Origin of the sequence: Nonomuraea sp. NPDC049504 (assembly GCF_040676845.1) — a bacterium.
Taxonomy (GTDB): Bacteria; Actinomycetota; Actinomycetes; order Streptosporangiales; family Streptosporangiaceae; genus Nonomuraea; species Nonomuraea salmonea.
Genome location: NZ_JBFAPT010000007.1, coordinates 297999 through 320642, shown reverse-complemented (window position 1 = coordinate 320642; position 22644 = coordinate 297999). Strand labels below are relative to the sequence as shown.

The window sequence follows — 22644 nt, the reverse complement described above, 5'->3', positions numbered from 1 at the left end:
CCGGTTTCCGGTAGCGGGGTCGAGCACGTCGCATCGCGGCGTGGTGTCCGGTACGGCCCTGTGCCGGGCCGTACCGGATGCCGAGGGCTGTCGGTCGGGCTGCGGGTCAGGCGGTGGCCAGGAGGCGGAACGCGCGGGTCTTGATCTTGGCGTGGTCGTGGTCGTCGAGCAGGGCCCGCTCCGCCCGCACGGCCGCCACGTCACGGCTGCCGAACACCGGGCTGCGGTGGTCCAGCCGCTCGGTCACCGCGTTGTACGCGGCCCAGCGGGTGTTGCGGATCGGCTCTTGCGTGGGCGCGTGGGCGAACAGGTGCTCCAGCTGGCGCAGGGTCAGCTCGCGGTTCTTGCGGGCAAGATCCTTGGCGCCCGGCGGGATCGGGTACAGGACATTGGTGAACTGGCGGAACTCTGAGAAGTCCATCGGGGTCGCGAGGAGCTTTTCGGCTTCGGCGGCGAACGCCTGGCCGTGCCGCCAGGTCAGCTTCAGCGCGTCCCGGGCCTCGGCGATGCGCCCGGCCATCCGGCCGGTGTGCCGGACGGTGAACTTCGAAGCGTGATTGGCCAGCGCCGCCCGTTCGGTGTTCGCACAGACGACCCGGACCGGGGTCGCCACGGTGACGAACGACCCCCACCCGTCATGCCGGGAGAACGCCGCCAGGTACAGGTCGATCTGATCGAACCCGCCGACCATGAGCGGCTCGGGCAGCCGCATGGTGACGAAGATGCGCCGCCCGTTGTTCAGCGACCCGCCGGTGTCGAACACCGCCCCGGACTCGTCCACCAGGGTCTGCAGGAACGCGGTCACCTCCTCGTTCTGCAGCACCTCGTACTCCTTGCCGACGCGGCCGAGCCGTTCCGGCGATCCGGTGACCGGGTTGGTGCGCACCACCAGGAAGTCCTCGTCGGTGGTGACCGGCTGTCCGGTGACGGGGTCGGTCACCTGGCCGACCGGTACTTTGCGCACGTTCCATCCGGCGAGCTGGGCGTTGGCCAGTAGTTCGTCGGCGGTCATCGGGCCGGGCGCGGTGTAGCCGAGCCCGTGCCAGCCGGGCTTACCGGCGGCGGCGAACCCGGCCGAACCGTTGGCGAAGATCTCGATTTCGTGAGCCATGACAGGGCCTTTCTGATGTGTGGGCAGGCGAAACAGACGCGATGACGAACAGGTGTGGGGCTGGCCCCTCAGCGTCGGGGCCGGTGGAGCGGGGATCGATGGAGGTGGCCGGGGCGGGTCGGACGGTGCTGCCGCCCGGCGTGAGTCAGGGGTGCGCCGTGGGTTGCGGGGGTCGATAGGACAACCGGCCGGGCTACGGGGTCCGGGGCGGGCCGGTATGGGAGGACCCGCCCTGGCCCCTGTTCAGCCGGTGTAGGTGTCCTCCGCGCTGGGCTCGGACGGGGCGCCGGTGGGGGCGTCGGTGGGGGTGAGGGCGAACCGGCGGGGCCGCTCACAGGTCAACACCGCCAGGCCGAGGTTGACCAGCCGGTCCAACGCGTTGGCCACCGCACCGGACGAGGCGTCCAGCACCTTGCCGATCTCGTACGGGGTGAAGTCCTTGCCCGAGAACTCGAGCAGGTGGGCGTGCACCCGATCCCGCAACGCCCCCGGCCGCACCCCACCGGGGGCGCTGCCACTGGTGCCCCGACGGACGGCGGTCCCACCTCGGGCCGGGGCGGCGTCGGTGCCGGTCAGCACCGCGCGCGCGTTACGGTGCGCCGTAGCGACCTTCGCCATCGCCATCTCCAGGTACCCCAACGCCATCACGGCGTTCCCGTCGCCCTGTGCCGAGATCACCCCGCCGAACAATTCGATCAGTTCCGTCAGGTCCGCCCGCGCCCGCACCCATGCCGGATCATCGGCCACCGGCTCCGACACCACCTCGGACATGTCGGCGTCGGGAACCGAGCCGTCTCCGCCGCCCAGCTGGTCCGAACCGTGACCAGCCGGGTCGTCGACGCTCAGACCGTCCGGCTGGCCACCCGGCGCCTCGGCCAGGCCCGCCTCGCCGGTCGGCTCGTCCGCCATGGCGGGATCGGCCGACACGATGGCGGAGGGGACCGCCTCCTCATCCGAGGCGAGTACCACGTCGGCGTTCGGGGTTTCGGCCTCCGGCGCGGTGATCGCGGCGGGCGCGCCATCCGACGGCTCCAGGGCCGGGGCCAACGCGTCGGCGGCGCCGGTCGGCACGGAGGTGTCAGCGGTGATCGGGAACCACCGGTCAGCGGCGCGGCCCCGCGTCTGACCGTCGCTCACGCCCGGCTCACGGCGGGCGCGTCCCTCGGTCTCGAGCTGGTTGAGGATCTTGCCCGCGACCATCCGGCTCAGCCCGGCCGCCGCCCCGATCACCGTGGCCGACGAACCCGGCTCGGCGTTCAGCGCCGCCCACACCGCCGCCACGCGCCCGTCCGCGTCCAGGGCGTTGCCGGTGTCCGGGGCGGCGGCGTCGGGGCCGTCAGGGGCCGCCAGGGGCGCGGCGTCGGCGGGAATGACGGCGGCGATTTCCGCGTCAGCGGGGGCGGTGTCGGTAGCGGTCATTTCCGCGATGTGAATAGCCATTTGTGACGCCCTTTCCGGTCGCTACACCGGCCCTATCCGGCCGGTGTTTTTTCGTTTGCGTCACGACCATCCCTCGCACATAACGCGGACAGCAAGTCGACCGGCCAACAAATTTAGTCACCCCAACGGCTGGAGAGGCTAACCTAACAAACCAACCGGCGACCTGGCGAAACACCTCACAGGAAACTCACGGGATTGGCTTGACATCCGGCGCGCGTCCAGCTCTTCACCTATTTCACCGGACGACGGCGAACGGTACCCGATTACCCGAATACCGCGCGAATCAATCTGCGAGGTTAATACGCATCCCGGTTGACAAACATATGCGGGTCGAGCGTCCATTGAATTAGGCGGTAAACACCGCCGACACGGCACCGGAATAAACGCCGGGGACATCGAAAGGCACACCACATGACACACCGCATGACACTCGCCACCACGGCCGCCCGCCGCCGCATGGTCAGCCCCGCGCACGCCCGCGCGCTAGCCAACTACGGCCCCGGATGGGCGATCATGTGGGACGAGAGCCACGCGCAACCCGTCATCGTCCGCGCCGAACGCGGCGACGACGGCCGCCTCCTCGAGATCTGCGCCTACGAGGACATGTTCACCCTCGGAGGCGATTGCGACCCCGGCGAAGACGCCTCCACCTGCCCGGCATGCACGCCCGGCGCACCGCCCGACTTCTACATGATCGCCGCCCACATGACCGACATCCTCGGCGACTACTACCACGACCGCGCCGACATCGCCGCGTACATGCCCCTCGCGCTGCCCTACACCCGCGCCCTCGTTGAATACGGCTACCAACGCCGCTTTCAGGGCAACCGCCATTACGGCAACGGTCAGCATGACACCTTCCACCAGCTCTACCGCTCACCGGACCACCACCTCGTCCAGCTGATCATCACGCTGTCCCCCGCCGACGCCCCCACCGAGGCCGCCACCACCGCGCCACCGCTTACCATCGAATGGACCTACCTCGGCCACACCGGCCCCGACGGCACCTACCCCGTCACCGACGTCCCCGCTGACACCCCGCCCGCCGACGTGGCCGAACTGATCGCCGCCCACATCGCCCTCCATCCCCCCACCGCCACCGCGCCGGACAGCGCGAACACGCCTGAGATAACCGGCACGCCCGCCACCACGTAACCCCACCCCCACGGCCCCGGCACCGCCCCCATGGCGGCACCGGGGCCGCACGCGTCCCCCCGGCCGCTCAGCCAACCGTCAGCGACCGCGTGTCCGGCCGCTCCATCCCTACGCCGCCAACCCGACACCCGCCCCGACGGGTCCCCGGCCACGCATCGCACCCGTCACCCGCTCCACACCAAGCCGGCTCACGGCCAGCCGCGAGCCGGGCGACGGGCCGGCAAGTCCAGAAAGACCCAAGGGATACAAAGCGGGCGAGCAGGACCCCAGCACGGCCAGCCCCTCAACGCACGCGCACACATATTCAAAGGACTCGTCCTTAGACGAGTCGGGCCGTCCAGCGCACTGTCCGAAACCGGGAAGACCTGCGAAAACAACCCCCGCACGGGGTAGCGGCCTTAATCGCGAGAGGGAACGCCACCCCCATTTCCGGCGTGGAAATCTGCCCCCATCTGCCACACCGCCGCTGCCGCCCATGTCCTCAAAGCACACCCGGGGAACCGAGGTTGACACGGCCGTCTCCCCCGGCCCCGGGGGCGGGTTCGCCTCGCCCCCGACGCGAGGCGACCCACCCAGGTCGCGCGTCCAGCACCGCTCCCCACCGGACGGGCGGACCGGTATCAACACCCACCTGCACCCCAGGTGTCAAGCCGGTACACCCGGCCCATCACACGCGGGCACCTCACCGTTCAGGCGGCAACAGCAGCGGCCAGCACCGCTGCAACCGGCTTCGACCGGACCCGACGGTGGCCACGCCCACGCCCTGACTCGTCCCGGCCAGCCGGGCGAGCCTGTTTCCGGACATACGCCGCTGAACACCAACGGTCCCGGCGCTTGCCCCACGGCCACCACGACCACCCGCGTGGCCGCCACCCCCTTCGCGCCCCGTCAGCAGCAGCAACCGCCCACGTGCCCGTCCCCGACCGCTCAGCGGCCAACACCCCCGGCAGCGGCGCAACCACCGCCACGGTGCCGCTCAACCCCATACCGGCACCCCCACCCAACCCGCCACCACCGCCACCCGTCGTACACGCCGAACCGGATCGCGGTGGCCCGCTCACCCCCGCCCCATCCACACCAAACCCCGCCACCATCGGTAGCACCAGGCCAGGCCCTGACACCCCGCCCTCGGTCAGGCCCGGCACAGCCGATCCGGACCCCAGCAACAGCCCGGTCACGTTCAGCCCCGTCGCGTTCGGCCCTGCTGGGAGAGATAGCAGGGCCTGACGGAGTTCCTGCGGCCCAGCCGCACCAATCACCACCTGCTTGCCGCGCATCGCGATCCACCGGCACCGCACCACCAGGAAAGCCCAGCCCGGCCAATCCTCACGCAGCCCGGCCAACGCCTGCCGTGCCCACGGCTCCTGACCAAACGCCGACACCTGGCCCGCCACCCGCCCCGATACGTCTCCCGCAAGCGCCCGGAAGAGCCCGGGCCAACCGCCCTCCTCCCGATCCGAGCCCGGTGCGTTGCCCGGCCCACCGGCCGATACCAGCGGACCACCCACCCGGCCACCCAGTTCCTCGCCGGAGGCTCCTTCACAGCCCAGCGGCGACAAGCCGCTGCGAGCCACGACGCGTCCCGCTTCTTCGGTGACCGTCCTGCAGGCCACCGGCCTTGCCTCGAACCCACCGTCCCGCTCCGACTCTCCCGCACCAGCACCGACCACAGCACCCACTTCTATCGCCGTGGTCACCGCATTCACCTCCTCGGGAAGGGCTAGCTCAACCCACACCGCATGCCCGGTACTCGCATCACCCGCCACCCCGAATCGGACCGCCAGCTCAGCCACCCCGGTCAGCCCCCGCCCATGCTCGGCCAGCCCCAGCACCGAACCCGGCGTCCGAGAAAAGTCCGGAACCGAACCCCCGCCCAAGTCATAGACCACGATCCGGGCCACGCCCACGCCGCGCAGGACCTCCACCACAAAGAACCCCCGTGCCTGCCCCGAACAGGAGTGACCCGAAAGCGAGTGCTGCAGCGCGTTTGCGACCAGCTCGGCCGTCACCCACTCCGCGTCCTGCCTCCGGCCGGTGTCCTCCAGCAGCCGGCCCACCATGCGGCGCGCGGGCGCCGACTGATCGTCCCGTCCCGGGAACGCCTGCCGCCAGGCCATCCCGCCCCACACCGGCCGGGAGCGGAAGGTCGACATCACCAGCCCCGGCGCCAGATCCGGGAACTCCTCCCCACCCGGCTGCCCGTGCGTCCGCGGCGCGAGGAGCTGGCTCGGCTCGTCCGAGAGGTGCTGCGTACGGTTGTCCATGCTGGCGGGTCCCTTCGGGTCACGTCCCCGGCACGTCCGGGAGCGACCTGCACGATCACTCACCTCGCCGCCCGAATCACACCCCCAACCCGCAACCCCACATTCCCCCGCCCCGACCTGCGGTCATGCCCCGAACCACCCACCGACGGCCCTCATGTCCGTCCGATCGACCACCCCACACGGAGACTGGAGCCCCTCCCGAGAGTCCGTCTACCGTCCCTGAACCATGCGCCGCCTGCGCGCCGCAGGAAAGGGGACTCAACGCATGTCCGGAAGCGGATACCAGACGCTGCTCGACTGCCGCCGTCGCAGCCGCTACCTGCGCCAGCACGGCTTCACCATCGATCAGATCGCCACCATCCTGGCCCTTGACCACCCCGCCAGCCCACTCCGGCTCTACCGCCACGCCGCCGGCCTTACCGCTGGGCAAGTAGTCAACGCCTTCCACCGGCTCGCCGACAGCGCTAGAGCGGGACTGCGCGAATCCCGCCTCTACGAGTACGAGAACTGGCCGAAGCAGGGCCGACGCCCCTCCCCTTACACCCTGCACCTCTTGGCCCGCATCTACGGCACCCAACCTGCCTGCCTGCTCACCTCCGCCATGCTGGCCACCTACACCCCGCGTGACCAGCACATCCTCGGCCAGAAAGACAGGTAGGGCCCGTCAACACCAGCAGAACCCGCCCCACCTCGCCTCCCGATATGGCCGACTAACGAAGAAACCGGTCACACACCTGGCGCACCTCACTGCTCGGAGCCGCATCGATCTCCGCCAGTCGCTCCTTCAACAGGCCGAACGAGCGCCGAACGGCTGACGTCCGGCCCAACTCTCCCTGGATCGTCATCAACTGGCACCACAACATCTCGCTGTAGGGGTCGATGCGCTCCACCGCCAGCATGAGCGCATCGAGCGCATGATCCGGGTCCTCCTTGCGGCGCGCCTCGGCAAGCCGAGCCGCGGCATCGACAGCGTGGATCTGTGCAGCCTGGCGAAGGGGAAGTACCCACAGGGCATCACGCCCGTCCAGCAACGGCCCCTGATACAGGGTCAGCATTTCCTGCAACGCGGCAAGCCGAGCCGACTTGTCCTCCGCAGTGCCCGCCCGGACGAACGCTTCCTCAAACCGCCAGTAGTCCACGTCGAAGTAGGCCGCTGCCAGGTGGCGCCGCTGCCGCGTCTTCATCACGAACCTCACCCCTACGGCAAGGCCCAACGCCTGCCGCATCACCTGGTTGAGCTGCCTGACCGCCGATTCCAGCAGGCGACCGGCCCGATCGACATCGCCAGGCCACAGGGTGTCGATGATGGTCTGCGTCGACAGTCCTTCCTGCGCGGTCGACAGCAACGCGAACAGGTCGGACGCCTCCGCTCGGCCGAAAGACAGCTCCACCCCGTCGTACGACAGTCGCGGCACTCCCAGGACCTCGGCCTTCGCCTTCCCTGGCGCTGCCATGAAGCCGGGCACCATCAGCGTCGCGGTAGGTGCGGCTACTGCCGTGCCCTCCGCGGTGCTCCTCTCACCAGTGCCTGTCTCGGACTTGCCGTCCAGCTGTGGCACATCGGCTTCAGCCATCTCCTCTGCTTGCAGGGCACGGCTGGCGCCGGCAATGAACCCTGGCGCGACGGTGTCGAGCTCCGACGTCGTAGAGGAGGCAGCAGCCACGTTGCCTATGTGTGCTTTTCGGTCGCAGCGCCTTCCCGAAGGGCCCGCAACCGTCAAGCCTGGCCGGAAGCGCCGGCGGAGGATCAGCATGGCAGCCAGCAGCATGACCGCCAGCCCGAACAGCAGCGCAGCGCCGAGTGGCTGCTTCACGTCGGATGAGCCCCTCACGCGGTGCTCCATCGCGACGCCTCCACTGGTAGTCACCGTTGGCGATGGAGACGACCGAGACGGCACAGGTGACGGGGAGGGCAACGGCGGAGCGGTCGGGCTCACTGGGGCATCGCGCCGCGGCGAGCGTGACCCGCCCTGACCGTGCCGGCGATCGACACGCCGGATGTTGTCTTCCCGGTCCGAGACGGACCTCGACGGCCGATCCGTCCGCGAAACCGCCTGCCGGCGCCCGCGGGGCTGGTCTCCCCCACGATCCCTGCGCACCACAGGCGCCGGCACAGGTGTGAATGGCTGCTGCCTGGAGACCGAACCCTTCGGCGTCGAACGTACCCGCGGCCGTGGAGAAGGCGCCGTCCCTGCTCGCACACGGCGAGACTCCGCAATCTGCTGATTGAGATCAACTGCCCGGCCCTGTGCCAGATCCCCGCGAACGAGCTCGCACAGCTTCTCGATGTCGAACATCTGGCGCCCCTGCTCCGGGACATATTCCGTCGGGCAGTACGGCTCCGCACGCGCCAAGGCCGCACTTGGACCACCCAGCAACACGAGCAACAACGCATCGGCGACGATAACTCGGCCCAAAAACCCGGAACCTTCGCACTTCCTGCTGCTGGGAAGGCATCCCCGAATCACCAGGCTCCTCCAGAGGGTGGACTACGCCAAACGATCTACCACCACCCCCTTCGCACCACGCCACGGAAACAGAATGCACATCACAAAGACTTGAACGCGTGCCACCGCCCCATGCCGTTCCCGCGGATCAATGCCAGCACGCCGCCCTCAGGGCCGACGCTTCCGACGGCAGCGGTGCGGGGGCTTTACGAGCGTCGCCGCGAGCAGGGCGATCACCTCCGGTGCCGGCACCCAGGCGCCATCCCAGGCCTGGAGGCCAAGGTCGAAAGTATTCGGCGAGCGCGTCACAGAAGCGGGACGACAGCCGTGCTCCTATGTCGCGCACCGCACGGCGCCGGAGGCGGACGGCTCGTCGGGCGTGCCGTGACACCGCACGCTAGTTTCACATCGTCGCTGAAGACGCCGACCGTGTCGTGCGGGCCGAGATTCCTCGACAGCGCGAGAGCCGGGCGCGCTTCAGACGTGACCCATCAGAAACGGAAGACCGGGCCCGTCTCTGCGACCAGCACACAGGCGTTGGCGAAGGTCTTCTGCCAGCCGATGGATCGATCCCGCCACACACCGTCCATCGTCGCCGTGACCGGGGCGCGGTTCTTACTGCACCGGCGGCCGGAGTCGCCAGGAAGACGGTCGAAGTCGCCGTCAACCGCATCGATCAGGGCGCATGCCACCTCACCGTACGGGTGTCCCTTCGTCAGAGCTGGACACTGCATGAACACCGCCCTCATGGCGGTGCCGCCGTGAGCCGTCACGGACAGGAAGACCGCGTTCGGCCGACCGGCAGCGTGGGCCGGGAGAGCGGCGAGGACGAGTCCGGCACAAAGACCGGCGCTGGCGGTCAGCAGAGGCAGGCGCATCAACGCTCCAAGCATTCGGTGACCCAAAGTGCCGATAATACTACTGTAAGTTATTCCTCTGTGTCTGGCATCCCCGAAGTAAACCTCAGGGGGCAAATCCACAGCTCTGCTCACGGCACTACCGCCATACAGCGGAAACGCGCAGCTGCATCCACGCAGAGATCGCGACGCGAGCGACCGTTCCCGCACCCCTGGAAGCCCTGCCTCGACATGCACAGAATGCGGCCCGCCAGGGAACGCGGTCATCGGGCGAACCATGGGGAATGCCAGAGCCATAAATCGTCAAGGCAAGATCAAAGTCCATGGGGCGCCCGATGAACCAGAGCTACGCTACGCACCGTATGTCGACACCGTAACGATCAAGAGCAACGGGGAGCCGGGGATGCCCGAAAAGGGTGAACAACCACGTGGCCGAGTACGCACCAGGACTCTGCTGGCAGCGGGTGGAGCCGCCACTGTCATAGCCGCCGCGATAACCCTGGGCAGCGCTGGGACAAGCATGTCCGGCGGCCAGCAGAACTCCTTGCCCCACGCCGTGGACGCTCTCCCAGACGTGCCCGACAATCATGTCCCCGCGCTCGGTCTCCCGCACCGCGGATCGAACGTCTCCTCCGGCTCCCCTGCCAGCACCACTGGCTCCTCACACCGAAGGACCGGAGCAGCAGACGACAGCTCTCGCAGTGAACGCGCGGACCCAACTCGGCGCCGAACGCACGTTGATCAGCCGCATGCTCGCCACGAGCTCCAACGGCCGCAAGCACTGAACGCCCCCGCCGCCGGACACCGCCCTTCCCGTCCGGAGCCCCGATCGAAGCGCGCCCCAAGTCGCCCACACCGCGATTGGCCCGCGCCGCCGCCCGGGCGCGGTGAGATGCCGTCACTCCTGGAGATGCAGTGCGACGAGATGTTCCCCGCGCACAAGCCGGAGTTTCGGCTGCGCAACCTCGCGTGCCATCGCCTCATGGGCGCCTGAACCCCGCCAGCATCGCGTTTGGTGACTCCGGCCATTCCAGCCCGAGTGGCGCGTCCGGTCGGGTCGCGAAGGTCAGCGCCACGACTCATGCACGCATTCCAGGCTGGCGAGGCTGCCGTCTGCCACCCGGCGCGAGACCTCTTCCCATTCACGGAGCACCCGCCACCTCCCGTCCGGGATGGACGGCCAGTCAGTCCGGCTCACGGGCTTGCCCACGTAGATGGGCTCCCAGCCGATGGCGTAGAAGGCGCCGATGTCGCGAAGCGGGGTCTTGAGGATGTGCACGGTACGGCGGTGGTACCACTTCGACACCGTCGTAATCGTCAGCTCGGCACGAAGCGCTTCATGGAGGTACGCAAGCGAGAACTCGACATTCTGCCAGGTGTTGGCGGACCGGTCCTCGCAGCGGATCACATCCGCGGGGACACCGCGGTCCATGAGCTGACGCTGGAAAGTCCGGCCTTCGACGATCCCGTTGTGCCGGTTTACACCGCCGGTGCAGATGATTAGAGATGCCAGGCCCGCGTGGTAGCACTCGGCGGCGATCTCCGCGGGCGGTGCCTGGTTGGTGCCGAACAGGAAAAGAGCGGTCGCCTGATCAGCCGGCGGTGGCGCGTGGATGTCCACGAACGCGGTGACGTCGGCTACCTGCCTCGGGCTGATGTCGTCGGTCATGCACGGTCCTCAACAGCGTGCGAGTGCTGCAACTGGGTGTGCCGCGGAAGTAGTGCTTCCAGGTAGCAGGCATGCTACTCGGCTGCCTGAGATGCCCTGCGCGAGGAACGTGCGGGCCCCTGGCAACGATGCCATCGTTCTGCAGAGACGCACCGGGTGGATGAGAGCGTAACCCGCTTGGCAGTCCAGGTGGTTGGGGGGTGAGGAAGTACATCCGACGAGGTTCGTGCCCGTAGCTGGCGTCTCGACCAGTTCGCGAGCCCTGTCCCGAGTACGCATGAAGTCCGCCGCGCGGCCGGCTGCCGCGTAGGCGAAGCCAAGGGGGGAGAGAACCGAAGCGCGGACGGCGGGCGAGGCTGAGCCGCTGGCGCGGCGGGCAGCTTCGCCGAGGGTGATGGCGTCGGCGGGATGGTCGCGGCTGGCGGCCTGAATGGACAGATCGGCAAGGATGTGTGCGTAGAGGGGTAGGCCGTTGACCTGGTGGGCGGCGCGGAGCGCGGTGATGAAGTACCGTTGAGCAAGGCCATGGCGGGTGGCGTCGAAGGCCATCCAACCGGCGAGTTGGCCGATCTCATCCATGGCTTGGACAAGCCTCCCAGCCACCGGGCCCGAGTGGCCGCCCCTCGTGAAGCAGAAGCCCGATATTGCGGAACTGCTCTCCGACGTAGCCGAGGTGCCGTGCGCCGAGCCGTGATCACCGGCCCCGGCGCGCGTGCCTGCTCTCGCCATCAGAAGCCCGAACCGGGCACGGGTGTCGCACAGTTGTACGCGTCCGAGGCTGTGACGGCGGGACAGGCGTCGTGGTGGGTGGGTCCAGTTAAGTTGACGCTCCCGGCTCAGGCGGCGCTGGTACGTGTGGCGAGAGCGTGCAGGGCGGATGGGACGGGGCCAGGCTCGTACCGCATGGTGGAGATCAGCGCCACAACTGAAGGCCGGCGTACTTCTTCCGGGGCGGCCTGTTCGGCTGCCAAGAGCGTGTCCACCGCCCGATCGCGATTGCCGTAAGCGTGCCAGGCACGGGCGGTGTCGATGCAGTAGCGGGCGTACCGTTCGGCAGTCGGCAGCAGTGTCGGGTCCACCTTGCTGGCGTGATGGAGCGCGGTGCCGGGCTCGCCCAGGGCGTTGTGCACGCCGATCTGGTAGACCTCGACGGTTGCCGTGGTAGGGCCGTTGAAGGGCGCGGGCGGGTCTGCGAGACGTCTGACGGCGAGTGCGGCTTCGCTGATGTACTCCTCGGCTTGACGGTTCTTTCCTCCCTGGGCACTCGCGTACGCGGCGGTGCACAACATGCTGGTGTAGCCGGCCAGCACGGCAGGGCCGGCGTGGCCTGCCTCGGCGTCCAACCGCACGGCAGTGTCAACGAGAAGGTCGGTTGCGCTGGTGTGGCGCCCTTGACGGCGCATGGCGATGGCCACCTGGCGGGCGGCAGCGGCCTCGGCCAGGACATCGCCGGAGGTGCGGGCCGCGCGGAGCGCCCGATCGGCGGCGACCCAGGCCACGGCGTCGGTGTGGGCCTTGGTCGCGAGCTGGGCAGCCAGCACGTAGGCATGGGCGAGCAGCGCGTGGGCTTGATCGCGGCGGCGGCCGGTGGCATCCGCTGCGACCGCCTCGGCGGCCTGGACGAGCGGCGGCAGCATCGCCGACAGGCTGGTGTAGCTGGCGGCGGCCAGAGCGGAGCGTGCCGTGCCGAGCTGGGTGGTGAGACCGGCCAGGCTGGCGGGTGGGGCCGGAGCGGCGGTGGTGCCGGTCAGCATCCGTTCCAGACGGTTGGCGATCGTCTCGTTGAGCGGCCCGGTCGCGGTGCTCAAGAGCGCGGGTCCTGCCACGCTGACGAGGAATTGGCGGCGCTTCACGATCGGTTCCTCCCCTGCCGCTGAAAGCATCACCCTAGTCGCTTGCGGGGAAGTCGGGCAGGTGAACGCGCTGTCGAGCGCGTGCTGTGTCACCCGGTCTCGCACCTTGTCGGCCAGTCCCAGCCACGTGGGAGGGATGTCGAGCGCGGTGGACAGGGAGCGGAGCGTGGCGATGTCGTGGAGCGGCTGGCGGCCCGTTTCCAAGCGGGAGATCGTCGCTGCCGAGTATCCGGTCAGCTCGCCAAGCTGTTCCTGTGTGAGCCCCCGACGCTGGCGGGCCAGGCGAATCACGTGGGGGTAGTTCGCGGCCTCCACCGCGTCCAGGAGCGCGCGGTTGAGGCGGGCGGGGAGGTGCGCATCCAGCATGAGGTCACCGACCTGGACCGGGGATTTGAGCGTAACCCTATCCACGCCGACAACCCCAGGTGAGAGTTTCCTTACGATCAGTGACTTGCATGGTTTGCAAACGATCTTGCAGGTGGCCCCGAAACCGTAGCCCCAGGTCACGACCGCGCAGTGTCCTGAGAGCAGACAGGCCGCACCGGCGGCCCGACACGAAGGGAAACCTCCCCATGATCGGCTCGACTACTCGCCAGTCCACTACCGCGACGCTGCCCTACAGCCCGCCCGCCCTCGTGGCCCTCGGTACCGTGCGCGCCGTCACCCTGGGCAGCCTCAGCAGCGACACCGCTGACAAGAAGAGGTACTACAACTAAGCCCGCCCGGGTGCCGGCCGCCCTGCGGCGGCCGGCACCCGCCCCTTCCCGCCCGCTCCAAGGAGGTGACGGATCATGCGCTGGTACGCCGGATGGCATCCCGGCCCGAACCCCTCGACACCGCCGCCCACGCCACCGGCCGGTAGCCGCGCCGTGGCGGCCGGACGACCGCTGTGGACGTCCGGAGACTGGGGTTGGCAGTTGCGCACTCTGACCGTCGAACGCTGGCAGGTCGCCGTGTTCGGCTCTTGCCTGGCCGGCGATGAGGAACTGCACACGGCGCTGCGCCAGGCGGCCCGCACCGGCGTGTGGGAGCGCCTGGCCAGACTGCCAGGCAGCTTCGTCACGATCGGGATCGGCCCGGACGGTGTCCTGGCAGTGCCAGACCTGGCGGGAGCGTGGCCCGTCTTCTTCTCCTCATGGGCAGGAGGCATCGCCTACAGCTCCTCACCCCTGCCCCTTGCCGACCTGATCGGCGCCGCCCCCGACCCGCGATGGCTGGCCTCCCGCCTGTTCACCCCCGACATCCCACAGGCCACCGCAGACAGGTCCGCCTTCGCCGCCATCGGCCGATCGCGGCCCGGCCACATGCTGCTGCTCGACGGTACCGAACCCCGCCAGCAGCCGATCAGCCTGCCCGTCGGCAGCCTGCCCTTCGAGGCGGGAGCCGAGCAACTCAGGCACGCGCTACTGACCGCGACCGGCGTGCGTGCCGCACGCGCCGAGCGCCTGTCCAGCGACCTGTCCGGCGGCCTGGACTCCTCCAGCCTCGCGCTGCTGGCAGCCCGCCACCGCAGCACGCCCCTTCCAGCCATCACCTATGTCGATCCCATCAGCGGCGGCCAGGACGATCTCGCCTACGCCCACCTGTGTGCGGCCGCGGAACCCGGCCTGGACCACATCGTGCTCTCGCCTGGCCCGGACGCGTTGCCGCTGGCCGACCTGGAGCACGCCCCGCTGCTGGACGAGCCCTCGCAAGACGCCCTGTTCTGGGCCCGGGACCAGAGCCTGCTGGCGCCCGCCGCCAGCGGCCTGCACATGACCGGCGACGGCGGCGACTGCGTGCTGACCGGTCCGCTCGCCTACCTCGCCGATCTGGCCCGGCCCGCCGCCATGAAGCGGTTCGTGCGCGAGAGCGCGGCATGGGCACGCCTCCGGCACCGCCCCGCCCACGCCGTGATTCGCGCCGCGCTGCACATGGCCCGCACCACCTACCCGCAGGCCCTGGCCGCCGTCGTCTGCCACCTGCGCAGCGGCGACGTGCCTGCCCGGCGCGGAGTGGAGGACGCGCTGCGCTGGTGCGCGCCCGGCCCGGCCGCCGCCTGGGCCAGCCGGCACGCCCGCCTGGATCTGGCCGATCAGCTTGCCTGCCTCGCCGGTACGGGACACGACCGACCATACGGCGCCGACGGCGAAGCGCTTCGGCTCGTTCACGAGGCGGGCGCCAGTAGCAGACTGTTTGCCCAGATGGCCGCTGGTTTCGGCGTGGACGTGGACACCCCGTACCTCGACAACCAGGTGATCATGGCCTGCTCTGCGGTCCCTGTGATCGAGCGGACCACCACCCGCGCCCTCAAGCCGCTGCTCAGCGCCGCGCTGACCGGACTGGTCCCCCCGGCGCTGCTGGCCCGCACCACCAAAGGCTCCTTCACCGCCTGCCTGTACGCGGGCCTCCGCCATGCCGCCCCCTACCTGCGGGAACTGCTGGACTCTTCCCGGCTGGCCGACCTCGGCCTGTTGCAAGCCGCTCCCACCCGAAAGGCCCTCGACCTCCTGCTGCACGGGGCGGACGGCCCGGTGGCGGCCATGTGCGACGTGCTGGCCGCTGAGGTTTGGCTTCGCTCGCTGGAGCGTCCCCGCGCTCCACTGTGGTCCCCTGTCCGATCCATTCCCACCCCCCGAAAGCTCGATCATGCCTGTCCTACACGCCCGTGAGGGCATCCGTTGCACCCACATCACCGATGAGGGAGCCGTCCTGCTGGACACCCGCGCGGGGCTCTTCTACGGCCTCAACCCGGCAGCCGCCGTTATCTGGGCCGCCGTCACCAGCGCCGGCGACGGCGACGGCGAACCACTCGATCGCGCGACATCCGCCGTGGTCGCCCGGTTCGCCGTCGATGACGCGACGGCACGCGAGGACGCCCACGCCCACCTCGCCCTGCTGATCGAACAGGGCCTGTTGGAGGACTCCCGATGACCAGCCACATGGTGTTGCCGCAGATCCAGCAGCGCCTCACCGCCGTCGACCGCGTGTCCGCGCTGACGGCGCACGTGCTCGCCGCCGTCCTCGTGCGCCTGTCCCTTCCGTACCTGACCAAAGTGATCACCGTGGTGGGCCGGTGCTGCCGCCGCGCCGCCACCCCGCAGGAGGCGGAAATTGCCGCCGACGCGGCCCGCTGGGCGGGAGGATGGATGCCAGGCAGGGCCGCCTGCCTGGAGAACGCGCTGGCCGCCATGCTCACCGCCGCCATCCGTGGCCGACGCGTGCACGTGTGCTTGGGGGCTCGCATGCAGCCTTACGCCGCACACGCCTGGATCGAGACCGCCGGGAAAGCCATCGGCGAGCCGCGCCAGCCTGACCGGCCCTACCACCTGCTACTCCGCATCTGACCGACCGCCACCAAGGAGGACCGCCTCGTGACCTTCGCGAACCCGATGACCGTCAGCTCAGCCGTCCAGCACGCTCTGAACCACGTCACCGAGGAGCACTACACACTCCAGGCCGACAGGTCCAAGCTGCCGCAGACCTCCGCGCCCGAGATCATCGCTACCATGCTGGACCTGCTCCAGGTGAGGCCGGGCCAACGGATCCTGGAAATCGGCACCGGCTCGGGCTACTCCACAGCCCTGCTGTCCCATCTGGTTGGCGAGCAGGGCCACATCACGTCCCTCGACATCGACCCCAGCCTCACCCGCCGAGCCGAACAGCGGCTCCGCGCCGACGGGCGCACGAACGTCACGCTGCTCACGGACAACGGAGTCGCCAGCGCGCCCGTCACCGCGCCAGTCGACGGCATCATCGCCTGGGCCACCGTAGAACGCATCCCGGCAGCGTGGACGCGCCAGACGTTGCCCGGCGCGGTCATCGTCACCCCGGCCTCGGTCACCGATCTGGCCAAGACGTTCCTCGTTATCCGCGCCCGCCGCGGCGAGCACGACCGAGCGCTCACCGCCGATCGTCTCCTGCGGGCCGGGTTCGTCGAGGCGACCCCGCACACCGTTGAGCAGTGGATCATTCCACCCCATCGTGTGGACGCCCTGACCCATGACGATGACGGTCGTCCGTGGTGGATGTCGGCCACCTGGCTGCGGAGCAGTGACACCACGAGCGGGCAGGACCTCCTGCACCGCCTGATCAGCGACAGCCGCCAGGAGCCAGGTCCGCTGACCGCCCAGCACAATGCGGAGGATTTCTACACCTACCTTCTGGCCCTCGGCCCGAAGGAGCTGACCACCGCGGCCCTCGGCGAACCACTGTGGCGCATCGGCGCGGCCACCCCCACCGGTATCGCCCTGATCACCCAGCACGAGGCGCACCACCAGGTGGCCGCCGGAGACAACAGCGCCGCCGACCTGCTCGCAGGATGGGCACGCCAGTGGCGCGACCTGGGCGAGCCTGGCCTCAACCAGCTTCGGCCACAACTGCACGCCGTGAAGGGCGAGTGGGAAGTCAGGATCGTCCCGCCCGCCCCCGATACGGGATCCGCGACCTAGCCTCCCACGAACGGCACGAAGCACACCTTCGATGCATCTCCGCAAGGGCCAGCGCCAGCAAGCGGAGTACCGAAGGGCCGCCTCTCCCCCGTCGCCCGAGGGCACGACTTGCATCCGGCGCTCTACGGGGCCGTGGCGTGACCAGCCAGACCTTGACCCTGCCAGTCCATCGCGTGACCCTTGGGGCTCACGGCGTCCACCAGGAGGGCGAAATCTCGTGCAATCCTACGGTGACGGAGATGATCTCTCTCTAGCCTTCTACTGCAAGGACCCCGATTCCAACCAGGACAACGAGTGCGAGACGTTCTACCGGACGGATCGAGGGTCGTGGCTCGTCCAGGTCAAGAAGCGAGGCCCCCGGGTAGGGGCACAGCTCGTCGGCCTCGGGGAAGACGAGACGTTCGGGGAACTCTCCGAGCGCACCGTGAACGCGTTCGTCCGGAAGTACGTGAGGGAGCACTATGGAGTTGATCTCCCCGAGAGAACGGGCTGACCTGGTCAACGGCATCAGCCGGGAAGCTCTCCACGTCGAGATGCGAGACAACTACGGCATCGACGCCGACCTGTTCGCCAACTGGCAGGCAGGTGACCGGGAAGAAGTCCCCCGCGTCCTCAAGCCATGGTGCGACCGGGTCAGGGCCGGAGTTGCCGAGGGCAAGACGTACCGTCGCGTGTGCGTGGTGTCGGAACCGCTCTCGGCCTACCAACAGTGGTGCTTCGAGGCGACGAACGGCCTCAAGGTCGACGCCGGCGAAGACCTGCGATGGGTGCCTCGACGGCTGACCTCAACGTTGAGCCTGCCGGGCAACGACTTCTGGCTGCTCGACGGTGAAGCGGTCGTGTTCAACGTCTTCGACGGAGCGGACAAGCGCGCCGAGATCCAGCTCTACCGAGACCCCGCCATCGTCAAGCAGTGCGCTGACTCGTTCTCGGCTCTGTGGGATCTGGCCATCCCGCACCGCGACTACCGGCCCGCCTGACAGCGGTGTGCCCTTGTCCGAACAAGACCAAGTACAAGCCGCCCGCAAGGCGTTTGGGCAGCGACTTCGTGGCCTGCGGCTGGACGCCAACCTCAACGGCCGTCAGCTCTCAGCTCGATCCGGGATGCGCGACTCCAAGATCTCCCGGATCGAGCTGGGGCGGCAGAATCCCACCGAAGACGACATACGCATCTGGTGCCGTGCCTGCGATGCAGAGGACCAGACCCCCGAGTTGATAGCCGCGCACCGGCAGATCGACGAGATGTGGGAGGAACACCGGCAAGCACTGCGTGCCGGGCTCAAGCAGCAGAGCGAGCGCATCAAACCGCTCTACGAACACACCAAGCTGATCCGCGCCTACGAGCCTCAGACCATCCCCGGCTTCCTGCAGAGGCCGGGATACACGCGGGCCGTCATCGAAGATGTCTCCCGTTTCCACGGGCTGAGCGACGACATCGACCAAGCCGTCGAAGGACGGCTCAACCGCCTGCGCGTCCTTGAGTCCGGCACGTGCATGTTCTCCCTGGTTATCGAGGCCGGGGCGCTCTACGCCCAACGCGGCGGCCTCGCGGTGATGTTGGATCAACTCGACTACATCGAACGTGCAGCCGGCTTCGCCAACGTGGCGCTGGGCATCATCCCTCTGGGCCGACTGCGAACCATCTGGCCAGGGGAAGGGTTCTACGTCTATGACGAATCGCTGGTTCGCAGCGAGCACTGGACCGGCGGCTACCGGACCAAGCGTCCCAGCGAGATAGAGACGTACCTGCGGATCTTCAAGCTGCTGCAGTCCCAAGCCGTCTACGGCGAGGCCGCACGAGCGGAGATAGACGCCGCACGGCGACTGCTGCAATCTCGGGAAATCCCCTAGCCCCCGCTCTGGCGAGGCTCCTACGGTCGTTGCCATGCCGCCGGGACAGCCAGCACCAGCAAGAGTCCGCACGATCGAGGACCTTCGACTCCCCGCCGAGGAAGACGCTCGATCGGACCTGCTGGGGCTGGCTGCCGTGGTGCTACGCGAGCGGAAGATCCCCTTCCTCGCCCTCCAGCTCATCCGCCTTCAACTGGGCTTCGGTCATCCGGGGCTGCCCCAGAGCCTGGGCTTGCTGGAGATTGGCGGCACTGGGGGCGTGGTGGCCATGGTCACCGTGAGCAAGGACGGCGGGTTCTACTACGTGTTCGTCCCCTCTTCGCAGGCCGAGCCTTACCAGGTACCCGCCGACCAGCCCGAGAGCATACCCGCCCTCATACCCGGTTACGGAGGTCAACCATGACAGAGCCCAGCACACCACCCAGCCTCGATTCCGCCCTGGCCGTTCGCCGAGTCGGCAAGACCACGATGGTCCATCTCTGCGACCTGACGGCCCCCGACCGCGTGATTCTGATGAGCGCCAGATGCTGGGTGGACTGGAAGGCCGAGGTCATGGAAGACCTCTTCCGTCCGCATCGTGATGGCGACCAGATCACCATCGAGATCGTGGACCGGGCGGTGGGCAAGGCCGCTCAGCGCCTCTTCACGACCGAGGTGGCGTACAGGGCGTTCCAGAGCGCGGCGAAGACCGGAAGGTTCGACGGGCTCGCCCCCGTGCCCTACGGCCAGAAGCACGGTCCGTGGATCTGGGCCGGCGGCGTCTTGCAGGAAGCCGAGGCCAAGGCTCTGCACGGAGCCGCTTGAGCTGCCCGCCATTCTGCTCGGAGAGGCCGATCCAGGGACGAGACACGCCCACGCCTGGCCCTCCCGCGCACCGACAGACCCCGGCCGATTCGCGTTCTGTTCCCGTCTCGGCCGACCCGCATCGCAGCATAGGGCCGTAGAACACCCAGTAACCTTCCCGCCGAGGCTGGAGCCCTGGCCGTTTGGCTCACACCACGTCCATCCCGGCCACCGAGTACGCAGCATCTCTGGCATGGCCGCCAGCACCTCGACACCTAGCGCGACCCTGCGTGATACGGAGCAGACAAGCCTGAGATCACATGGGTGTGACCTAGGAGGAGGAGCCGGCGCAGAGGGCTCTGGTCGCCTGGCTCACCCCAGTTCATCCCGGCCAGAGCCCGCGGACTCCCGATTAACATCTCTGGCGTGGCCCCGTTTGGGTTCCTCATTCGCCCCCAGGCGGGGTCCACCCGTTCCCGGCTGGGAGCGTGGACGTCAGCGCATAGAGCGTCACACGTCCGTCCTCACCGCTCGCGGAAGGTTTGCTCAACCCGGTCAGCAGCCACAGCCAGCGGCGCCCGGCGAAGGCCGCCCGCCCCTCCACCAGATCGGCCAGAACCGCCGCCGCTCCTGCCGGGCCACCGGCGGTAGACGCAGCGTGGCGAACACCGCGGGCTGAGACCAGGAACGTGAGCGCGTCCCAGGCGAGGATGACACCGGGGCTGCTCGCGGCGGTCACCAGACCGGCCAGCCCCGGCCCGGCGATCGCGACCACGTTGAAGCAGATCTGCAGCAGCGCGTTGGCCTGCACCAGCATCGGCCCCGCCGGGACGAGCTGGACTACCAGACCCTTGGCGGCCGGTTGGAAGAACGCACCCGCCGCACCTGCAACCACCGCCAGCCCGGCCAGCGCCCACACCGTCGCCCTCCCGGATAGCACCAGCACGACCGCGCCGAGCTGCGCCGCGCCGCAAACGAGCTGGCAGGCCACGATGATGGCCAGCCAGCACGCCGACGACCGGAGTGACCGCGAGGAAGATGAGCAGCCCGCTCATCAGCACGAACCCGAGCGCCGTGGCTCCGCCGCCGAGATCGACGACGGCAACTTGCACTGGAACCGCTCTAAACCACGGTCAGGCGACGATCCGGCTCAGCCAGCTCAGCCGGATCGACTACGAGAGGGCGCCCAAATACATAATTAGTTCCCCCGTCCCTGCTCGGGACGCCGCCCAGGCGGGAAAATGGGTGCGGGTCGCCCGCCGACGTCGGTTCGTCTATGGCGCGGGTGAGGCCGTTAATTAGTTTGATCGCTGGGAGCTGCTTCAGGGGCCGCGCAGTGTTGCCAAGAGCACGAGGGTCCGCCTCTTTCCATCCCCGCTGGCTCCCGCGGGTGACCCGCCGACGTCACTCACGTCGATGGGAGGGGAGGGTGCCGTGCAAGAGGTTGATGAGCAGGACCTGTACGTGGAACGGGTCGCAGCCCTGGACCTGGGCAAGGCCGGGCTGGAGGCGTGCGTGCGGGTGCCGCACGAGGAGCGGCCCGGCCGGCGGTTGCAGGAGGTCCGCGCGTACGCCACCACCACGGCTGCGCTGCTGGAACTGGCCGACTGGCTGCGCTGCCAGAGCGTATCCCGGGTGGTGATGGAGAGCACCTCCGACTACTGGAAAGGGGTGTTCTGGCTGCTGGAGGCCGAGGGCTTCGACCCCTGGCTGGTCAATGCCCGGCAGGTGAAGAACGTGCCAGGCCGGGCCAAGACCGACCGGGCCGATGCGGTGTGGCTGGCCAAGGTGGCCGAGCGAGGCATGTGCCGGCCCTCGCTGGTGCAGCCCGCGCCGATCCGTAAACTACGGGATCTGACCCGTTACCGGCGTTCGCTGGTCGAAGACCGCACCCGGGAGATGCAGCGGGTCGAAAAGCTGCTGGAGGACGCCCAAGTCAAGCTGTCGTCGGTGATCAGCGACATCTTCGGAGTGTCCGGCCGGCAGATGCTGCAGGCGTTGATCGACGGCCAGCGCGATCCCAAGGTGCTGGCCGGCATGGCCCAGGGCAGCATGCGCGGCAAGATTCCCCTCCTGGAGGAGGCATTGCGCGGGTTCTTCACCGATCACCACGCGGTGCTGCTGCGCATCATGCTGGCCAACATCGACCGGCTGACCGAACAGGCCAGCCTGCTGGACGCCGAGATCGAGCAGGTCATAAGCCCTTTCTCAGGTCAGGCGGCCCAGCTCGATGAGATCACCGGAGTGGGCCCGGTGGCCGCCCAGGAGCTCATCGCCGAGATCGGTGTCGAGATGAGCCGCTTCCCTACCGCCGCACACCTGGTGTCCTGGGCCAAGTTCTGCCCCCAGACGCACGAGTCGGCGGGCCGCAAGAAGGGCAAGGGCCGCGGCAAGGGCAACCGCTGGTTAGCCGGCACACTCGGCCGGATCGTCTTCTCCGTCAGCAAGACCGACACCTTCCTCGGTGAGCGTTATCGCCGCATCGCCCGCCGCCGCGGCAAATCCAAGGCCCTGGTCGCTGCCGGAAACTCCGTGCTCACCGTCGTCTACCAGCTGCTGTCCGACCCCCAGGCCCACTTCTGCGATCTGGGCGCCGACTACTACGACACCCGCATCAATAAAGACCGCCGCGCTCGCAGCCTGGCCAGCCAGCTCCAGGCCCTGACCGGCCAGAAGATCGTCATCCGCAACGGCAAAGCCGTCCTCATGGAACCCGAGACAGCCTGACCACAACCCACCGCGAGCCGCTCTCGCTTATCACCGCTCGGGGTTCGCTGCCGCCTG

22 protein-coding genes are annotated in these 22644 nt (G+C 68.8%); 13 read left to right on the top strand and 9 right to left on the bottom strand.

Going from position 1 to position 22644, the window contains the following annotated elements; genetic code table 11:
• Positions 1-106: 106 nt before the first annotated feature.
• Together AB0K28_RS16775 and AB0K28_RS16770 are read right to left on the bottom strand one after the other, a co-directional pair.
• Positions 107-1111 (bottom strand): DUF932 domain-containing protein, encoded by a 1005-nt coding sequence (locus tag AB0K28_RS16775; RefSeq protein ID WP_364370366.1) that lies wholly within the window; start codon positions 1109-1111, stop codon positions 107-109.
• Positions 1112-1354: 243 nt separating this feature from the next.
• Positions 1355-2530 (bottom strand): hypothetical protein, encoded by a 1176-nt coding sequence (locus tag AB0K28_RS16770; protein ID WP_364370363.1) that lies wholly within the window; start codon positions 2528-2530, stop codon positions 1355-1357.
• 444 nt (positions 2531-2974) lie between these two features.
• Between AB0K28_RS16770 and AB0K28_RS16765 the strand changes: the two genes are divergently transcribed.
• On the top strand, positions 2975-3706 hold the full coding sequence (locus tag AB0K28_RS16765) for a hypothetical protein (RefSeq protein ID WP_364370360.1): 732 nt from the start codon (positions 2975-2977) through the stop codon (positions 3704-3706).
• A 689-nt stretch (positions 3707-4395) separates the two neighbouring features.
• Here the strand turns inward: AB0K28_RS16765 and AB0K28_RS16760 are convergent.
• Entirely contained in the window at positions 4396-5970 is a 1575-nt protein-coding gene (locus tag AB0K28_RS16760; protein ID WP_364370357.1) for an ATP-binding protein, read from the bottom strand.
• Between the two features lie 265 nt (positions 5971-6235).
• On the opposite strand from AB0K28_RS16760, the gene AB0K28_RS16755 reads away from it, so the two are divergent.
• A complete protein-coding gene (locus AB0K28_RS16755) occupies positions 6236-6628 on the top strand; it encodes a helix-turn-helix transcriptional regulator (protein WP_364370355.1) in 393 nt (130 codons plus the stop codon).
• A gap of 52 nt (positions 6629-6680) precedes the next feature.
• Here AB0K28_RS16755 and AB0K28_RS16750 read toward each other — a convergent pair whose 3' ends face one another.
• From AB0K28_RS16750 to AB0K28_RS16730, 5 genes are all read right to left on the bottom strand, one after another.
• On the bottom strand, positions 6681-7814 hold the full coding sequence (locus AB0K28_RS16750) for a BTAD domain-containing putative transcriptional regulator (protein ID WP_364370352.1): 1134 nt from the start codon (positions 7812-7814) through the stop codon (positions 6681-6683).
• 1094 nt (positions 7815-8908) lie between these two features.
• Positions 8909-9295: an SSI family serine proteinase inhibitor gene (locus AB0K28_RS16745; protein WP_364370349.1), complete on the bottom strand. Its 387-nt coding sequence runs from the start codon at positions 9293-9295 to the stop codon at positions 8909-8911.
• Between the two features lie 1045 nt (positions 9296-10340).
• The gene (locus AB0K28_RS16740) at positions 10341-10943 is read right to left on the bottom strand and encodes a YdcF family protein (protein ID WP_364370346.1); all 603 of its coding nucleotides are present in this window, start codon (positions 10941-10943) and stop codon (positions 10341-10343) included.
• A 9-nt stretch (positions 10944-10952) separates the two neighbouring features.
• Positions 10953-11522, bottom strand: a complete 570-nt coding sequence (locus AB0K28_RS16735; protein WP_364370343.1) for a hypothetical protein — start codon at positions 11520-11522, stop codon at positions 10953-10955.
• 257 nt (positions 11523-11779) lie between these two features.
• Positions 11780-13162 carry a helix-turn-helix transcriptional regulator gene (locus AB0K28_RS16730; RefSeq protein ID WP_364370341.1) on the bottom strand — a complete coding sequence of 461 codons (1383 nt, stop codon included), beginning with the start codon at positions 13160-13162 and terminating at the stop codon, positions 11780-11782.
• Between the two features lie 89 nt (positions 13163-13251).
• On the opposite strand from AB0K28_RS16730, the gene AB0K28_RS16725 reads away from it, so the two are divergent.
• From AB0K28_RS16725 to AB0K28_RS16680, 10 genes are all read left to right on the top strand, one after another.
• A complete protein-coding gene (locus AB0K28_RS16725) occupies positions 13252-13512 on the top strand; it encodes a lasso RiPP family leader peptide-containing protein (RefSeq protein ID WP_364370338.1) in 261 nt (86 codons plus the stop codon).
• 75 nt (positions 13513-13587) lie between these two features.
• Positions 13588-15447 (top strand): albusnodin/ikarugamycin family macrolactam cyclase, encoded by a 1860-nt coding sequence (locus tag AB0K28_RS16720; RefSeq protein ID WP_364370335.1) that lies wholly within the window; start codon positions 13588-13590, stop codon positions 15445-15447.
• Positions 15425-15709: a PqqD family peptide modification chaperone gene (locus AB0K28_RS16715; protein WP_364370332.1), complete on the top strand. Its 285-nt coding sequence runs from the start codon at positions 15425-15427 to the stop codon at positions 15707-15709. Before AB0K28_RS16720 ends, AB0K28_RS16715 begins: the two co-directional genes overlap by 23 nt.
• Positions 15706-16122 carry a lasso peptide biosynthesis B2 protein gene (locus AB0K28_RS16710; protein WP_364370329.1) on the top strand — a complete coding sequence of 139 codons (417 nt, stop codon included), beginning with the start codon at positions 15706-15708 and terminating at the stop codon, positions 16120-16122. The genes AB0K28_RS16715 and AB0K28_RS16710 overlap by 4 nt, the downstream gene beginning before the upstream one ends.
• A 45-nt stretch (positions 16123-16167) precedes the next feature.
• On the top strand, positions 16168-17226 hold the full coding sequence (locus AB0K28_RS16705; protein WP_364370428.1) for a methyltransferase domain-containing protein: 1059 nt from the start codon (positions 16168-16170) through the stop codon (positions 17224-17226).
• Between the two features lie 217 nt (positions 17227-17443).
• Positions 17444-17719, top strand: coding sequence for a hypothetical protein (locus AB0K28_RS16700; protein WP_364370326.1), 276 nt, complete (start codon positions 17444-17446; stop codon positions 17717-17719).
• Positions 17688-18206: a DUF6879 family protein gene (locus tag AB0K28_RS16695; RefSeq protein ID WP_364370324.1), complete on the top strand. Its 519-nt coding sequence runs from the start codon at positions 17688-17690 to the stop codon at positions 18204-18206. Before AB0K28_RS16700 ends, AB0K28_RS16695 begins: the two co-directional genes overlap by 32 nt.
• 13 nt (positions 18207-18219) lie before the next feature.
• Positions 18220-19077: a helix-turn-helix transcriptional regulator gene (locus tag AB0K28_RS16690; protein ID WP_364370321.1), complete on the top strand. Its 858-nt coding sequence runs from the start codon at positions 18220-18222 to the stop codon at positions 19075-19077.
• 34 nt (positions 19078-19111) lie between these two features.
• Entirely contained in the window at positions 19112-19480 is a 369-nt protein-coding gene (locus AB0K28_RS16685) for a hypothetical protein (protein WP_364370318.1), read from the top strand.
• Positions 19477-19881: a hypothetical protein gene (locus AB0K28_RS16680; RefSeq protein WP_364370315.1), complete on the top strand. Its 405-nt coding sequence runs from the start codon at positions 19477-19479 to the stop codon at positions 19879-19881. The genes AB0K28_RS16685 and AB0K28_RS16680 overlap by 4 nt, the downstream gene beginning before the upstream one ends.
• Before the next feature lie 424 nt (positions 19882-20305).
• Here AB0K28_RS16680 and AB0K28_RS16675 read toward each other — a convergent pair whose 3' ends face one another.
• The gene (locus tag AB0K28_RS16675; protein ID WP_364370312.1) at positions 20306-20851 is read right to left on the bottom strand and encodes a hypothetical protein; all 546 of its coding nucleotides are present in this window, start codon (positions 20849-20851) and stop codon (positions 20306-20308) included.
• 443 nt (positions 20852-21294) lie between these two features.
• On the opposite strand from AB0K28_RS16675, the gene AB0K28_RS16670 reads away from it, so the two are divergent.
• Positions 21295-22587 carry an IS110 family transposase gene (locus AB0K28_RS16670; protein ID WP_364370309.1) on the top strand — a complete coding sequence of 431 codons (1293 nt, stop codon included), beginning with the start codon at positions 21295-21297 and terminating at the stop codon, positions 22585-22587.
• Positions 22588-22644 lie beyond the last annotated feature (57 nt).

Coding starts and splice junctions, on each gene's coding strand:
- AB0K28_RS16775 (WP_364370366.1), bottom strand. CDS start 1,111: ATGGCTCACGAAATCGAGATCTTCGCCAACGGTTCGGCCGGGTTCGCC.
- AB0K28_RS16770 (WP_364370363.1), bottom strand. CDS start 2,530: ATGACCGCTACCGACACCGCCCCCGCTGACGCGGAAATCGCCGCCGTC.
- AB0K28_RS16765 (WP_364370360.1), top strand. CDS start 2,975: ATGACACTCGCCACCACGGCCGCCCGCCGCCGCATGGTCAGCCCCGCG.
- AB0K28_RS16760 (WP_364370357.1), bottom strand. CDS start 5,970: ATGGACAACCGTACGCAGCACCTCTCGGACGAGCCGAGCCAGCTCCTC.
- AB0K28_RS16755 (WP_364370355.1), top strand. CDS start 6,236: ATGTCCGGAAGCGGATACCAGACGCTGCTCGACTGCCGCCGTCGCAGC.
- AB0K28_RS16750 (WP_364370352.1), bottom strand. CDS start 7,814: ATGGAGCACCGCGTGAGGGGCTCATCCGACGTGAAGCAGCCACTCGGC.
- AB0K28_RS16745 (WP_364370349.1), bottom strand. CDS start 9,295: ATGCGCCTGCCTCTGCTGACCGCCAGCGCCGGTCTTTGTGCCGGACTC.
- AB0K28_RS16740 (WP_364370346.1), bottom strand. CDS start 10,943: ATGACCGACGACATCAGCCCGAGGCAGGTAGCCGACGTCACCGCGTTC.
- AB0K28_RS16735 (WP_364370343.1), bottom strand. CDS start 11,522: ATGGATGAGATCGGCCAACTCGCCGGTTGGATGGCCTTCGACGCCACC.
- AB0K28_RS16730 (WP_364370341.1), bottom strand. CDS start 13,162: ATGCTGGATGCGCACCTCCCCGCCCGCCTCAACCGCGCGCTCCTGGAC.
- AB0K28_RS16725 (WP_364370338.1), top strand. CDS start 13,252: ATGGTTTGCAAACGATCTTGCAGGTGGCCCCGAAACCGTAGCCCCAGG.
- AB0K28_RS16720 (WP_364370335.1), top strand. CDS start 13,588: ATGCGCTGGTACGCCGGATGGCATCCCGGCCCGAACCCCTCGACACCG.
- AB0K28_RS16715 (WP_364370332.1), top strand. CDS start 15,425: ATGCCTGTCCTACACGCCCGTGAGGGCATCCGTTGCACCCACATCACC.
- AB0K28_RS16710 (WP_364370329.1), top strand. CDS start 15,706: ATGACCAGCCACATGGTGTTGCCGCAGATCCAGCAGCGCCTCACCGCC.
- AB0K28_RS16705 (WP_364370428.1), top strand. CDS start 16,168: ATGACCGTCAGCTCAGCCGTCCAGCACGCTCTGAACCACGTCACCGAG.
- AB0K28_RS16695 (WP_364370324.1), top strand. CDS start 17,688: ATGGAGTTGATCTCCCCGAGAGAACGGGCTGACCTGGTCAACGGCATC.
- AB0K28_RS16685 (WP_364370318.1), top strand. CDS start 19,112: ATGCCGCCGGGACAGCCAGCACCAGCAAGAGTCCGCACGATCGAGGAC.
- AB0K28_RS16680 (WP_364370315.1), top strand. CDS start 19,477: ATGACAGAGCCCAGCACACCACCCAGCCTCGATTCCGCCCTGGCCGTT.